This is a genomic window from Streptomyces sp. NBC_00466, from assembly GCF_041433995.1.
Taxonomy (GTDB): Bacteria; Actinomycetota; Actinomycetes; order Streptomycetales; family Streptomycetaceae; genus Streptomyces.
This window is the reverse complement of sequence record NZ_CP107896.1, coordinates 6,498,505-6,511,337: the sequence shown is the minus strand read 5'-3', so window position 1 is coordinate 6,511,337 and position 12,833 is coordinate 6,498,505. Positions and strand designations below refer to the sequence as shown.

General features: G+C 68.7%; 14 protein-coding genes. 3 read left to right on the top strand and 11 right to left on the bottom strand.

Annotated features, from left to right (window positions below; all coding sequences use genetic code 11):
- Nucleotides 1–6: 6 nt before the first annotated feature.
- From catA to OG210_RS29165, 11 genes are all read right to left on the bottom strand, one after another.
- Nucleotides 7–915 carry a catechol 1,2-dioxygenase gene (gene catA, locus OG210_RS29215; RefSeq protein WP_371539508.1) on the bottom strand — a complete coding sequence of 303 codons (909 nt, stop codon included), beginning with the start codon at nucleotides 913–915 and terminating at the stop codon, nucleotides 7–9.
- A gap of 39 nt (nucleotides 916–954) precedes the next feature.
- The gene (locus OG210_RS29210) at nucleotides 955–2,058 is read right to left on the bottom strand and encodes a mandelate racemase/muconate lactonizing enzyme family protein (RefSeq protein WP_371539505.1); all 1,104 of its coding nucleotides are present in this window, start codon (nucleotides 2,056–2,058) and stop codon (nucleotides 955–957) included.
- A 94-nt stretch (nucleotides 2,059–2,152) separates the two neighbouring features.
- The gene (locus OG210_RS29205) at nucleotides 2,153–2,932 is read right to left on the bottom strand and encodes an SDR family NAD(P)-dependent oxidoreductase (RefSeq protein ID WP_328324168.1); all 780 of its coding nucleotides are present in this window, start codon (nucleotides 2,930–2,932) and stop codon (nucleotides 2,153–2,155) included.
- Complete coding sequence (locus OG210_RS29200) at nucleotides 2,929–3,291, bottom strand: hypothetical protein (protein ID WP_328324170.1); 363 nt, start codon at nucleotides 3,289–3,291, stop codon at nucleotides 2,929–2,931. Before OG210_RS29200 ends, OG210_RS29205 begins: the two co-directional genes overlap by 4 nt.
- A gap of 63 nt (nucleotides 3,292–3,354) precedes the next feature.
- A complete protein-coding gene (locus OG210_RS29195; protein WP_371539503.1) occupies nucleotides 3,355–4,521 on the bottom strand; it encodes an acyl-CoA dehydrogenase family protein in 1,167 nt (388 codons plus the stop codon).
- 126 nt (nucleotides 4,522–4,647) lie between these two features.
- Nucleotides 4,648–6,144, bottom strand: coding sequence for an ATP-binding protein (locus OG210_RS29190; protein WP_371539500.1), 1,497 nt, complete (start codon nucleotides 6,142–6,144; stop codon nucleotides 4,648–4,650).
- Nucleotides 6,145–6,186: 42 nt separating this feature from the next.
- A complete protein-coding gene (locus OG210_RS29185) occupies nucleotides 6,187–6,873 on the bottom strand; it encodes a response regulator (RefSeq protein WP_328324175.1) in 687 nt (228 codons plus the stop codon).
- Nucleotides 6,874–7,022: 149 nt separating this feature from the next.
- Complete coding sequence (locus OG210_RS29180; RefSeq protein ID WP_328324178.1) at nucleotides 7,023–7,580, bottom strand: nuclear transport factor 2 family protein; 558 nt, start codon at nucleotides 7,578–7,580, stop codon at nucleotides 7,023–7,025.
- Nucleotides 7,581–7,643: 63 nt separating this feature from the next.
- Nucleotides 7,644–8,891 (bottom strand): amidase, encoded by a 1,248-nt coding sequence (locus OG210_RS29175; protein WP_328324180.1) that lies wholly within the window; start codon nucleotides 8,889–8,891, stop codon nucleotides 7,644–7,646.
- Complete coding sequence (locus tag OG210_RS29170) at nucleotides 8,888–9,136, bottom strand: hypothetical protein (RefSeq protein WP_328324182.1); 249 nt, start codon at nucleotides 9,134–9,136, stop codon at nucleotides 8,888–8,890. Before OG210_RS29170 ends, OG210_RS29175 begins: the two co-directional genes overlap by 4 nt.
- 34 nt (nucleotides 9,137–9,170) lie before the next feature.
- On the bottom strand, nucleotides 9,171–9,692 hold the full coding sequence (locus OG210_RS29165; protein WP_371539497.1) for a flavin reductase: 522 nt from the start codon (nucleotides 9,690–9,692) through the stop codon (nucleotides 9,171–9,173).
- Between the two features lie 332 nt (nucleotides 9,693–10,024).
- Between OG210_RS29165 and OG210_RS29160 the strand changes: the two genes are divergently transcribed.
- The 3 genes from OG210_RS29160 to OG210_RS29150 are packed head-to-tail and all read left to right on the top strand — an operon-like array spanning nucleotide 10,025 to nucleotide 12,784.
- Entirely contained in the window at nucleotides 10,025–11,323 is a 1,299-nt protein-coding gene (locus OG210_RS29160) for a Rieske 2Fe-2S domain-containing protein (RefSeq protein ID WP_371539494.1), read from the top strand.
- Complete coding sequence (locus OG210_RS29155; RefSeq protein WP_371539491.1) at nucleotides 11,316–11,834, top strand: aromatic-ring-hydroxylating dioxygenase subunit beta; 519 nt, start codon at nucleotides 11,316–11,318, stop codon at nucleotides 11,832–11,834. The genes OG210_RS29160 and OG210_RS29155 overlap by 8 nt, the downstream gene beginning before the upstream one ends.
- Nucleotides 11,831–12,784 (top strand): 2Fe-2S iron-sulfur cluster-binding protein, encoded by a 954-nt coding sequence (locus OG210_RS29150; protein ID WP_371539488.1) that lies wholly within the window; start codon nucleotides 11,831–11,833, stop codon nucleotides 12,782–12,784. The genes OG210_RS29155 and OG210_RS29150 overlap by 4 nt, the downstream gene beginning before the upstream one ends.
- Nucleotides 12,785–12,833 lie beyond the last annotated feature (49 nt).

Below are 12,833 nucleotides of genomic sequence, written 5' to 3'. Positions count from 1 at the left end.
GATGCATCACGCCCTGTCGAGGACGAAGTCGTAGGTGACTTCGTGGTCGTTGCCGGAGCCGCTGGGCTTCGGGTCGAGGATCAGCGCGGGCTTGACCGCGGAGGCGATGTCGTCGTCGACGTACTCGCCGTCCCTGAAGTACAGCTGTGTGGTGACGAGTTGGTGCCCCGGGGCGGACACCTTCAGGTGCAGGTGAGCCGGGCGCCAGGGGTGCCAGCCCGCCGCGGTCAGGAGGCTGCCGCAGGCTCCGTCGGTCGGGATCCGGTAAGGCGCGGGCTGGATGGTGTGGATCCTGAAGGAGCCGGACTCGTCGGCGATCACCGTGCCCCGCAGGTTCCACTGGGGGAGGTTCGGTGCGAACTGCGAGTAGTAGCCGGCACCGTCGGCCTGCCAGATCTCCACCCTGGCCGCACTGAGAGGACTCCCGTCCACACTGGTGACCCGCCCCTGGAAGAGCAGCGGGATGCCCGCCTCGTCCTTCCGCATGGGCAGGGTCGCATCGGCGGGAAGCGCGGGAGCGTCCGGCACGTAGTAGGGCCCCTCGATGGTCCCCTCGCTGCCCTCGCGGGTCTTCCCGGCGACTTCCTCGACGACGTGCTCCACCCACACGTCCAGGAACAGGGGCCACTCGCCGTCCTCGCCGACCTGGATCAGCCATGCCTTGAGGGCGTTGTACTCCTCGTACGTCACCTCGTGGCGGCGGATGATGTCGTGGGTGGCGGTGAGCAGTTCGGTGACCAGGGTGTCGACCCGCTGGGTGTCGGCCCCCGGGGTCCCGCTGCTCCGGCGGCCGCGGAACTGCTCGGTGGCGGCGGCTCCGGAGGCCGCGGCGGTGGCTGTGGCCGTGTCTGTGCCTGTGCCTGTGCCTGTGCCTGTGCCTGTGCCTGTGGCCGTGTCCGTGTCGGTCTGTGTCATGGCGATGCGTCCCTGTCCGTGTCGTTGCGGAGTGACGGTTCAGCGGTCCCGCCGGTAGCGGGCGAGCTTCTCCGGGTCGATGTCGATGCCGAGTCCATGGCCGTCCCGGACGCGCAGCGTGCCGTCCTCGATGGTCAGTGGCTCGGTCAGCAGGTCGTCGGTCATGTCGAGGAAGTTCGACAGTTCCCCGGCGTGGCGCGCGGTGGTGCGATGGGCGGCTCCGAAAGCAGCCGTGCACAAGGTGCCGATCTGACCGTCGATCTGATTGCCCATCACAACCTCCACACCCAGCGCCTCGCACTCGTGCAGCACGCGCTGGGAAGCGGTGAAACCGGTGCGAGCGGTCTTGATGCTGATGGCGGTTGCCGAGCCCGCGAGCAGTTCGCGGGTCACTTCGGCGGCGCGGGTCACGCTCTCATCCGCGATGAACGGGACGGGACAGCGTTCCACGAGCCATCGCCGCCCCAGCACGTCGTCCGCCGGGCAGAGTTCTTCGGCGAACAGCAGGTCGAGGTCGTCCATCGCGCGCAGTGCGCGCGCGGACTCGGAGGGCGACCAGCCTCGATTGCCGTCGACGTACAGGTCGGCGTCCGGTCCCAGCGTGTCGCGCAGTGCGCGGCAGGCCGCGACATCGTCACCGTACGGCCGGCGTCCGACCTTGATCTTGAACGTGGTGATGCCGTGCAGGTCGCGGATCCGCTCCGCCTCGGCGACCATCTCCGCGGCGGGGGCGAATCCGACCATGTGGCAGACCTTCATGCGGTCGGTATATCCGCCGAGCAGCCCCGACACCGGCATGCCCGCGGCTTGGCCGACGATGTCCCACAACGCCATGTCGATGGCCGACTTGGCCGCGGGGTTGCCGACGGTCCGGTCGAGGCGCTCGTGCACGACTTCGCGTTCCAGGGCCGTCAGGCCCAGGATCTGCGACGCGAAGATCTTGTCGATGACCACGACGATGGACTCCTGGGTCTCACCGTAGGTGTACGGACGCGGCGGCGCCTCGGCCCTTCCGACGATGCCTTCGTCGGTGTGCACGCGGACCAACACATGGTCGGCGGTGCGCACTTCACCGCTGGCGAACCGCAAGGGCTTGGCGTACGGGATGGCGAAGGGGATGGCCTCCACACGGACGATCTTCATGAGGCTCCTTCGGTCCTGTCGGGAAGGGCCGGACGGCGGCGCCGTTGAGGGCGGAGCCGAGGCCGGCGCCGCAGAGGATGAACTCTGTTGTGCGTCACCGCATGTAGAGGCCGCCGTTGGCGTCCCAGCACGCGCCGGTGACCGTGTCCGCGTGCTCCGATGACAGCAGCACGGCCATGTCCGCGATGAACTCCGGACGTCCCAGTCGCCCCACCGGAATCATGGCCTCGGTCTGCGCCAGTTTCTCCGGATCGACGGTCCGGTGCACGACGGGAAGGTCCTGTGGGCCGGGTGAAATGGCGTTGACCGTCACTCCCTTCGGGCTCAGGTCGCGGGCGAAGACCTTGGTCAGGGTGGCGACGCCGCCCTTGGCCGCGGCATAGTGCGCGCCCGTCGCCGTGCCACCGTTCTGGCCGGCGAGAGAAGCGATGTTGACGATGCGTCCATAGCCGCGCTCGGCGAAGTAGTGGCCGAACACCTGGCATCCGTAGAACGTGCCGTTGAGGTTCGTGCCGACCACGCCGGAGAAGCTCTCCGGCGTGATGTCCATCAGCGCCTCGACCTTGGAGTGTCCCGCGTTGTTCACCAGTACGTGAACGGCGCCCCACCGCTCGACCAGCTGGTCGAGCACGCTGCGGAAGGCATCCTTGTCGCGGACGTCAAGGCCCAGTCCGACGGCCCTCCCGCCCGTGGGGTCCAGTGCGGACGCCGCTGCGACGGCCGCGCCGGCGTCCAGATCGGTCAGGGCGACCCGGAAGCCACGGTCGTGAAGGCGGGTGGCGATGCACCCGCCAAGTCCGCCCGCCGCACCGGTGACCAGCGCCACCTGACGGGTGCGGTCGTCGGCACTCGCGCCGGCTGTCCCGGGCTTCATCGCGTCACGTCCGGCAGCGGGCGGCCGACGCGGGCCTCGATCTTCATATAGCGCCACAGTCCGTACTCACCGACCTGGACGGTGCGGAAGAGATTGCAGGCATCGGCGACCGTGGCCTGGTCCGCGACATCGGCGAGTACATAGCAGGTCCACGGCCAGGAATCGGACGGACCGACCATGTGCTGGTCGTCGTCCATCGTGCCGAGCACGTCGACTCCGGGCATCTCGTGCAACTGCGTGAGCATGTTCACGGTGCCGTCCCACACCGTCTTGTGCTGCCCTGTCGGGAGGTCGAAGAAGTTCTGGTTCACGCCGATGCAGAAGAGAACGCGCAGGGCGGCGTCAGGGGTGGCAGACATGTCGATCGTGCCTTTCCGGGCGGTGATGGGTCGGGATGCCGGGGAGACGAGTGGCTGGGGAGGTCAGAGGTATCCGGGGAAGGGCTGGGCGCCCATGAGGACAGCTCCTGCGCCGTCGTACATGCCCTCCTGGAGGAACGCGTGCTGAGGCACCACTGAGGCATCCCTGAGATAGCGCTGCATGGTGCTGCCGTCGGCGATGGCTCGGATCCCGGCAAGCTGATAGGCGGAGCGGACGACCTCGAAGGAGGTCTTGGCCACGTGTGCCGAGGCAAGGCGCAGGAGGCTGGCCTGCTGCGGGGTCGGGATGTCGCCGCGCTCGACGGTCTGCCACACCTCCTCGGTGGTGTCGTAGAAGAAGGCACGCACCGAACGGAGTTGGGCCTCCGCCTGCCCGGCGGAGATGCGGTAGGAGGCACGGTCGGCGGCCATGGGCCCACCCGTGTAACTTGCCCGCCCGCCCTCGGCGATCACCTGGTCGAGGGCTGCGCGGGCCACGCCGAGGCCGACCACCGCCAGCACCTGCGCGGCGTAGGGAACCGCCGGGTAGCGGTAGAGCGGTTCATCGACGGTGGGTGTTCCGCCGCGGACGAACGTCCACTCCTCGGGGACCACCACGCCGTCGACAGCCAGGTCGTGGCTGCCGGTCCCCCGCATGCCGATGACGTTCCAGTTCTCGACGATCCGAACCTGGTCGCGTCGTAGCACCGCCGTGCGTGGCGGGCCTCCCCGGTCCTCACCGGTCTTGATCCCCACACCCAGCACGTCCGCACCCAGGCAGCCGCTGGCGAACTTCCAACACCCGGAGATCTTGTGGCCGCCGGCGACGGACTCGGCCTGCTGGACGGGGAACAGCCCGCCTGCGAAGGCCACATCGGGGCCGTTCGCGTACAGCTCCGCCTGGGTGTCCAGGGGAAGCGCGGCAAGATAGACCAAGGACGAGCCGAAGCTCGCGACCCACCCCGCGGATGCGTCGACGGCGGAGATCCGCTCGATCAGCCGGAGAAAGCGGGCCGGAGGGAGTGGTTCACCGCCGAACCGGCGTGGTGCACTCGCCCGGTAGATCCCCGCCCTCTTGAACTCGGAGATCACATCCCGGGGAACATGCCGCTTCTCGTCGAATTCGTCGCGCCGCTGCGCCACCAATTCAAGGAGGTTGTCGAATATCTCTTCGTTCGGCTTCTCCACCGGAGCAGCCGATGGCCTGACATTGTCCAGCGTATGCGTCATAAAAATCCTCCGACAACGGCCGGGGCGACTCCTTCGCTTCGCCTCACCCGTAAGCTATGCCCGGTCGCCGCGCGGCTCAATTGGGAATCAGGCGTGCCGTGTTGGGGATTTCCCCCATTCGCACCATCACTGCTGGTCCGTGTCGGCCAGCGGCAGCCGGAAGCGGAAGGTCGCCCCGCGGCGCGTATTGTCGGCGGCCTCGATCTCTCCGCCGTGCCGGGTGATGATGCGGTGGCTGAGGGCGAGACCGATTCCGTGGCCATTGCCCTTCGAGCTGAACGCTCCGTCGAAGATCCGGTCGACGTGCAGGTCGGACAGCCCTTTCCCCGTATCCACGACACAGACCTCGGCGAAGTCGCCGTGCCGGCCCGTTCTGATCTCCACCGACCGTTCTTCGGCGCGCCAACGGGACATCTCCTCGATGGCGTTGAACGCCAGGTTCATCACGACCTGACCGATCAGGACCTTCTCGCAGTGCACGGGGAGCGGATCGTCCGTTCGTTCCCAGCGCAGGGACACCGCGTGCTGGCGGGCGCGTACGTCGATGAAATAGGCGCAGTCGGCGATGATGTCGTTCAGGTCGACGCGCTGCTGCGACTGTTCGAGCCGTACGACGTAGGCGCGAAGGCTCTGGAGTATCTGCGCGGCGCGATCCAGTTGGCGTGTGGCCGCATCGAGTCCCCAGTTGAGCTGAGGGCCGGCCGATCCGTCCCGGTCGAGGCGGCTCCGCACGCCTGCCACGAAATTGTGCGCGGCGGAGATGGGCTGGCTGACCTCGTGCGCGATGGCCATGGCCATGTCGCCCATGGCGTTGTACCGGGCCAGGTGATTGAGGTACTGCGCATCACGGCGGTGCTCCTCCTCGGCGCGCACCGTGGCCGTGATGTCATGGAAGAGGAGCAGCAGACCCCGGAGGTCGTGCTGGATGTCGATGTACTGGCAGCGGACCGCGAACCAGCGGTCGAGGGTGTCCTGCGCACCTGATACGGACAACCGGTAGCGCGCATCGGTGGGTTGGCCTCCGCGCCCCGAAGTGGCGAGCAGCTCCTGGAGCACAGCCGCCGAGTCCGGTGCCAGGAAGGCTGCGAAGTCGGCGGCCGCGAGGGCTGCCGGCTCACGGCCGAGCAGGTTGCCTGCGGACTCACTGGCGAAGAGCACGCGCCCTCCGTCGTCGAGTACGACGATGCCCTCGTCGAGGTTGCGCAGAAATGCCTGGAGCCGCCCCTCGGTGCGGCTCAGGTCCCGGCGCGTGGCCTTCTCCTCCGCGATGTCGCGGAACTGGACCATGACGACCGGCCCGCGCGCCAGGTCCACTCGCACGGCGCGCGCCTCGCTCCAGATGTCGTGCCCGTCCTTCGACCGGTAGCACCACTCCACGGTGCTGACGCCCTCGTCGACAGCGCGCTGGAGCCACGCCAGCCCGATTTCCCGCCGGTACGGGCGGGCCCCGGAGCTCATGTCCGGGGCCTTCAGCGGGATCAGCTCGTCGAGGGTGAAGCCGAGCGCCGTGCAGGCCGCCGGGTTGGCCCAGAGGATGTTCTTGGTCTGCGCGTCATGGACGAGCACACAGTGGTCGATCGCGGCGAACAGAAGCGCCGAGTCCGCCGGCTCGAAGGGAGACACGTGAGCGGGGCCCGCCGTTCGGTGTGGGTGCGGCACGGGTCGTCACACCGTGGACTGGTCGAGCCCGCAGCGCATCATGTCGCCGATGAGGGAGCCCAGGGTGTCCGCCGAGGTCTTCTCCCGGATCTTGGCCCGGTGGGCGTCCACCGTCTTGAGGCTGATGCCGAGTGCCTTGGCGATCGTCTTGCTCGGCTCTCCGGCGATGACCCGCCGGAGTATCTCGCCCTCGCGAGGGCTCAGCTGGGAGAGTCTCTCCTCGACGGCCCGGCGGCCGGCCCGCCGCGCATAGCGCTCGCTCGCCGTTCGCAGTGCTCCCTGCACGACTTCGAGCATGCGCTGGGGGTCGTACGGCTTCTCCAGGAAGTCGACGGCCCCCTGCTGCAGCGCCCTGACGGACATGGCGATGTCGCCGTGCGCCGACACGAAGACGACGGGCAGCACGGACTCCTGGGAGTTGAGCAGTTCCTGCACCCGGAACCCGCCCGTGCCCGGCATACGGACATCGAGCACCAGGCAGGCGGGGCGCTCGGGGTCGAAGGCGTCGAGGAATGCCTCCGCGTCGGTGTAGCACGCCGTGCTGATGTTCACCGACTCCAGCAACCAGGCGAGCGACAGGCACAGCTGCTGGTCGTCGTCCAGAACATAGACGAGGTCGGCCGGCTCACGTGCCGCACCACCCGCTCGGGACCGTCCCCCGTCACTGTTCGGGGTGAACGCAGTCGCGGTCATGGTTCCTCGCTTCCGGGCGGCTGGGTGTTTCCGCAATGTTTCACCGAAGATGCGTCGAGTAAAGGTCTTGCATATCGGAGACCGAGACGATAGGACGCCTACTCGCGAGTGTGGAAAGCCGTCAACGGTGTTTCCCGAAAGGGCGCAGGTCAGGGTCGCATCAGTGCCGACGCCGAGGGAAAGTCCTGGGCGAAGTCCTTGGTCAACGGTGCGATGAAGACGTTCTCCGTCCGGGTACGGGTGATCTGCCAAGCCCCGTGCACCCGCCGGAAGGTGTTGTTGAGCCTGCTGGAGCGGAGCAGCGCGGTGCCGTCGGAGTAGAGCCACGGTTGCAGGTGGATCCATTGACCGGTGGCCGTGCCACCGGTGACGTGGATCTGTTCCGACGCCAGATAGTGGGCGTTGAGCACCAGGTCCGGGTCCTTCTTCCGCCCCCAGAACGCCTCGAAATGACGCCGTACGGCCGCGTGTCCCTCAGCTCGGCCGAACTGGTTGTCGTAGTACTCGCCCACGCCTTCCCAGACGGCGTCCTCAGCGTACAGCTCCATGATCAAGTCGATGCGCCGAGCGTCGTCGTGCACGCCGTACTCGGGGCACGGCGTGTCGCACAGGAACATGTAGCGGGCCTGGAGTCTGCGGATGTCGGCCTCGGCCTCCAGCGTGCCGACGCGTCGCGCGAGTTCGGCGATCGTCTCCTGGTCGGTCATGGCTCATCTCCTTCTGATGAATCGGCGCACGGCTTCGTGTGATGCGGGGTCCGGCGGCTCCTGTCAGGCCAGCCGGCGTTCGATCCACGCGGCGTGGGCGAGCAGGCCGCCTTCGTCCCGTGCACGGCCGACGGCCTGGATGCCGAGCGGCAGCCCGTCGGCGTCACGCAGCCCGGGGATGGCCACGACAGGAAGGCCCCATGCCTGCCAGGCACGGCTCAGGACGGGATCTCCGGTGGCCGACAGCCCCTCGGGGGCGGAACCCGGCGCGGCGGGGCCCACGATCGCGTCGTACGACGTCAGGAGTTCGGCGATGCGCGCACGTGCGGTCTCCACCATCTTCCTGGCGGCCTGGTACTCGGCATCCGCCGTCCGCTCCCCGGAGCGGAGGAGTCCGGCCAGGGGTTCGCTGAGCCGGTCGGCAGCGGCAAGCTCATCGGCGCGCTCACGCGCCGCCTCGTATGCCATGACGACGGGATGCGCCGCGGTGACCTCGGCGACGAGACGTTCCTCGGGAAAGTCGTCCACCACGGCTCCACCGTCGGTGAGTTGCCTGCGGAGCGTGTCCAGGGCATGGCGCATTCCTCCGTCGACCACGCCGAGCGGTTCGGCCGACCACAGCAGCAGACGCGGCGGACGTCCGGGCGGGACTGCGGGGCTGCCGCCGTCGAGCGCCGTCCATGCGAGCGCGAGGTCGGCGGCGGACGCGGCGTAGACACCGTGACTGTCCAGGCTGGGACTGAGCCCGACCACTCCGTCGAGGGGGAGCCGGCCGTGGGTCAGCACCAGGGAGGCCACACCGCAGTACGCGGCGGGGCGGGTGACGGAGCCCGCGGTCTGCGAGCCGATGGCGAGGGGCACCTGGCCGGCGGCGACAGCCGCTGCCGAGCCGCTGGAGGAGCCCCCCGGCGTGTGCCCCGGCGCGGCAGGGTTGTCCGTGGGGCCGGGGGCGAAGAACGCGAATTCCGTGGTGACGGTCTTCCCGAGGACGACGGCTCCGGCCCGGCGCCACGCCCGGACGATCGACGCGTCGGCCCGGGCGGGTGCGGTGCCGGCCCGCAGCGCGGAACCGCACCGCGTGGGAAGTCCCGCGACGTCGATGATGTCCTTGACGCCGAGCGGTACGCCGCCCAGCACGCCGCCGGACGTGCACAGATCCGGTGTGGGGTCCCGGACGACCCACGCGGCGAGATCGGACTCGGTCGCCGCGATCCGGGCGCACGCCCGGTCGAGAGCTGCCTGGGGGCTGGTGGCGCCGGTGGCCAGGTCCTTGACCAGTGCCCGCAGGGACCAGGGTGCGTACAGGTTCATTGCTCGTTCCACTCCGCATCGGCCTCCCAGTAGTCCATGCCCGCCGCGCTCACACTGTGGCGCCATCCGGTGGTGCGGCGCAGCGTCGGCTCCACCCTGCGAGTCGCTTCGTCGGCGGCTTCCGGGCCGTCGGCGGGCACGGTCCAGTGGACCCAGTCGAGCTCGCGGCCGGCCGCGTCGTGGGTGAAGAGATCCACGTGTCGCCAGCCGTAGTTGAAGGTGTCGGTGTAGCAGGTGAGCGTCATGCACGTGGCGTCCTTCTCCATCACGTTCCGCCCGTCACGCGCTCATCGGCGTGGGCACGGGGTGGAACCGGCGCCGGTAGTAGACGAGGCTGCCCTCGCCGTCCTGTCCGGGGACGACCTGGTCCACCTGGACGAACATCACCGTGTGCGAACCGCGTTCCACGGTCCCGGTGACACGTCCGAGAATCGACGCGGCGGATCGGCGCAGCACCGGCACCCCGTGGGAGTGGTCCCACACGTCGCCGGTCACGGTGAACCGCTGCTCCGCCGGTACTCGGCCCGCGAACGCCATGGCGACGTCTTCGTGTTCCGTTCCGAGCACGTTGATGCAGAGGTGTTCGTTGGCGCGGAAGACGTCGTGACTGCGGCTCGACCGGTTGACGCAGACGAGCATGGTGGGCGGTGTGTCCGTGACGGAGCACACCGCGCTCACGGTGATCCCGGCACGACCGCCGGGACCGTCCGTGGTGACGATATTGACTCCTGCGGAGAGATTGGCCATCGCATCGCGGAACAGCCTCTGCGTCGGGGTCAGCTGGGTGAGTTTCTCTGCCACCGTTCCTCCTGCCGGGACCTGGGCGCTCCGGGGCATCCCCGGATGCCTCGACGGTAGAGCGCCGTGCACCGCGAGCGGTATCGAGACTTACTCCGGCGCCGTTGAGGATTTCCCCTACTCCGAAGCCGGTCCGCGCACCCTCGCGGTCGGTGCGGTCGGCACGTTGCCGCGAGCGCCGTTCGGGCCCTGGCTGAAGAAATCCCCTATGCCTGGCGATGCCTTTCCCAATTGGCCGGGGGTCGGCGCTTGCTTAGCGTCAGGTGCACCGACAGGGAAGGAGCACCACGCTCCCCGCGACCGAGCCCTCTCCCCCGAACCTGGAGAACACTCCCATGCCAGTCGATTTCACACCGGACAATGTCCGTGATCTGCCGCCGGGCGACCTCGTGACCGAGGACGGTGTCGCGGGACGGATGTACACCGACCCCCAGCTCTTCGAGCTGGAGATGACGAGGATCTTCGAGCGGACCTGGGTCTGGGTCGCCCACGAGAGCGAACTGCCGAAGGCCGGCAGCTTCAAGTCCACGTACGTGGGGCGGCAGCCGGTCATCGTGGCCAAGGACCGCAAGGGCACCATCAACACCCTGCTCAACCGCTGCCGGCACCGCGGCGCCAGTCTGTGCGAGAAGCGCACCGGGCACGCCAACGGCTTCACCTGCCCCTACCACGCCTGGTCCTACGGCCTGGACGGCAAGCTCCGCGGCATCCCGTACCCGGAAGGCTACGAAGGCGTCCTGGAGAAAGGCGAGCTGTCACTGCGCAAGCTGCGCACCGAATCGTACGGCGGCATGGTGTTCGCCACCCTCGACGACTCCATCGAGCCGCTGGAGGACTTCCTCGGCGATGTGCTGGTGTGGATCGACCGCTTCATGAAGCAGGGCGGCGGCTACCCGGTCAAGGTCCTCGGCACGCATCGGTTCAAGTTCCGGGGCAACTGGAAGATCCAGCTGGAGAACACCACCGACGGGTACCACTTCCCGATCGTGCACCGGTCCTGGATGGCCTCGGTCGACGCGGAGACAGCGGACATGATGTCCTTCATGACCGACCCGTCCGCGGTCACCCACGATCTGGGCAACGGGCACAGCGTCATGCAGATGGTGCCCGGGCACTCCGACCTCGACGCCGACGACGGCAGTGAGCCGCTCCAGGCCCGCTTCGCCACTCTCGTCACGGAGCTCGGGGAAGCCGGCCTCGACGACGCCGCGATCCGCAAGCTGGTGCGCGCCGTGCACGGCACCGGCTTCAACCTGAACCTCTTCCCGAACGTGTCGATGTCGAACTCGTTCCTCCGCGTGCTGCGCCCCGTCTCCGCCGACGAAACCATCATCGAGCACGTGGCCATCGGACCGGACGGCCCGGCCGGGACCGTGGACCCGGTCAATCGTGAACGTCTGCGCATCCACGAGCACTTCCAGGGCCCGTTCGGCTTCGGCACCCCTGACGACGCCGAGGGCTGGGACCGGGTCCAGCGCGGCGCACAGGCCGCCCCCGACATGCCGATCCTGGTCAACCGGGGTCTGGCACGCGAGAACGCGAGCCCCGAGGGCTGGCCCACCTCCCATGTCACCGACGAGACCGGCATGCGCGCGGCCTACAACAAGTGGAAGCGGATGATGAGCGATGACTGAGACCCTCCTGAACTCCGTCGGCCCGGCGGCCGGACTCACCGATTCCCGGGTGATCCGGGCGATCCAACTGGTCTGGCGCGAGGCCGACCTCCTCGACCGGAAGCAGTACGGGGAATGGCAGGACCTCTACAGCGCCGACGGCCTGTACATCATCCCGATCGATGCGCGGACCGTGGACTTCGCCAACAGCCTCAACATGGTCTACGACGACGCGCGCATGCGGCAGATGCGCGTGACCCGGATGACGGAGGGCTACGCGATAGCCGCGGTCGACTCCGCCCGCACCGTCCGCACCGTGTCCCGCTTCGTGGTCGAGGAAGCCGGCGACGACGAGGTGACGCTGCGCTCGGCGCAGGTCCTCGTCGCCTACAAGCGCGGCAGGCACGACCTGTGGGCCGGGGAAGTCACCCATCGCGTCCGGCTGTCGGATCACGGTGACCGGATCGCGCGGAAGGTCGTCCGCCTGGTGGACAGCGAGGACGCTGTGCCGGCTTCCGGGTTCCTGCTGTGACCATCAGGGTCCGGGTCTCCGCCGTCGCGTCGGAGACCCCGCGGATCCGTTCCCTTCGCCTGGCCCGCGCGGACGGCGTGCCGTTCACCCCGTACCGGGCCGGTGCACACATCGACGTGAGGGGCCCGACGGGTGTGCTGCGCCAGTACTCCCTGTGCGGTCCGCCGGACGACCCGGCGTCCCTGCTGATCGCGGTGAAGCGGGAATCTCCGTCACGCGGCGGCTCCGAAGCCCTGCACCATGTCGCCGTGGGAGATCTGCTCGAAGTCGGTGAGCCCCGCAACCTGCTCACGCTCGCGGACGACGCCGACCAGCACATTCTCGTAGCAGGCGGCATCGGCATCACGCCGCTGCTGAGCATGGCGTACGAACTGCACCGCCGTGGCGCGGAGTTCCAGCTGTACTACTTCGCACACAGCCGCGAGGAAGCGTGCTTCGCCGAACTGCTGGAGAACCGGGCGGAGTTCCGGGACCGGGTCCACATGAAACCGGGTGTGCCCCGTGCCGGACAGCCCGCCGTCCTGGCGGAGCCGGCCGCCGCGGCAACGCCCGGATCACACGTCTACACGTGCGGGCCGCAGGGTTTCATGGACCAGGTATCCGCCGTGTTCGCACCCCGGGTCGGCGCCGATCACGTCCACGTCGAGAACTTCACGGCGGCGGCGATCGACACCAGTGGCGACCAGCCCTTCACCGTCGGACTGGTCACCGGCGAGGAGTGGGAGGTACCCGCGGGCCGGTCGATCCTCTCGGTACTGGAGGAGAACGGGATAGAGGTCTTCAAGTCCTGCGAGGAAGGCATCTGCGGCTCATGCGTCTCCGGAGTCCTGGAGGGAACGCCCGAGCACCGCGACAACTGCCTGTCCGCAGCCGACAAGGCATCGGACACCCAGATCGCCCTGTGTGTCTCCAGAGCCGCGTCCGACAAGCTCGTCATCGAACTCTACTGACACCGCGCCGGGCGGCCGGGGCCACCGGTGCCGGGGCGATGCCGCCAAG

What these genes read in the sequence shown, in the direction of transcription:
- OG210_RS29155 (WP_371539491.1), top strand. Translation starts at nt 11,316, where the DNA reads ATGACTGAGACCCTCCTGAACTCCGTCGGCCCGGCGGCCGGACTCACC.
- OG210_RS29205 (WP_328324168.1), bottom strand. Translation starts at nt 2,932, where the DNA reads ATGAAGCCCGGGACAGCCGGCGCGAGTGCCGACGACCGCACCCGTCAG.
- OG210_RS29180 (WP_328324178.1), bottom strand. Translation starts at nt 7,580, where the DNA reads ATGACCGACCAGGAGACGATCGCCGAACTCGCGCGACGCGTCGGCACG.
- OG210_RS29175 (WP_328324180.1), bottom strand. Translation starts at nt 8,891, where the DNA reads ATGAACCTGTACGCACCCTGGTCCCTGCGGGCACTGGTCAAGGACCTG.
- OG210_RS29195 (WP_371539503.1), bottom strand. Translation starts at nt 4,521, where the DNA reads ATGACGCATACGCTGGACAATGTCAGGCCATCGGCTGCTCCGGTGGAG.
- catA (WP_371539508.1), bottom strand. Translation starts at nt 915, where the DNA reads ATGACACAGACCGACACGGACACGGCCACAGGCACAGGCACAGGCACA.
- OG210_RS29160 (WP_371539494.1), top strand. Translation starts at nt 10,025, where the DNA reads ATGCCAGTCGATTTCACACCGGACAATGTCCGTGATCTGCCGCCGGGC.
- OG210_RS29210 (WP_371539505.1), bottom strand. Translation starts at nt 2,058, where the DNA reads ATGAAGATCGTCCGTGTGGAGGCCATCCCCTTCGCCATCCCGTACGCC.
- OG210_RS29185 (WP_328324175.1), bottom strand. Translation starts at nt 6,873, where the DNA reads ATGACCGCGACTGCGTTCACCCCGAACAGTGACGGGGGACGGTCCCGA.
- OG210_RS29200 (WP_328324170.1), bottom strand. Translation starts at nt 3,291, where the DNA reads ATGTCTGCCACCCCTGACGCCGCCCTGCGCGTTCTCTTCTGCATCGGC.
- OG210_RS29170 (WP_328324182.1), bottom strand. Translation starts at nt 9,136, where the DNA reads ATGACGCTCACCTGCTACACCGACACCTTCAACTACGGCTGGCGACAC.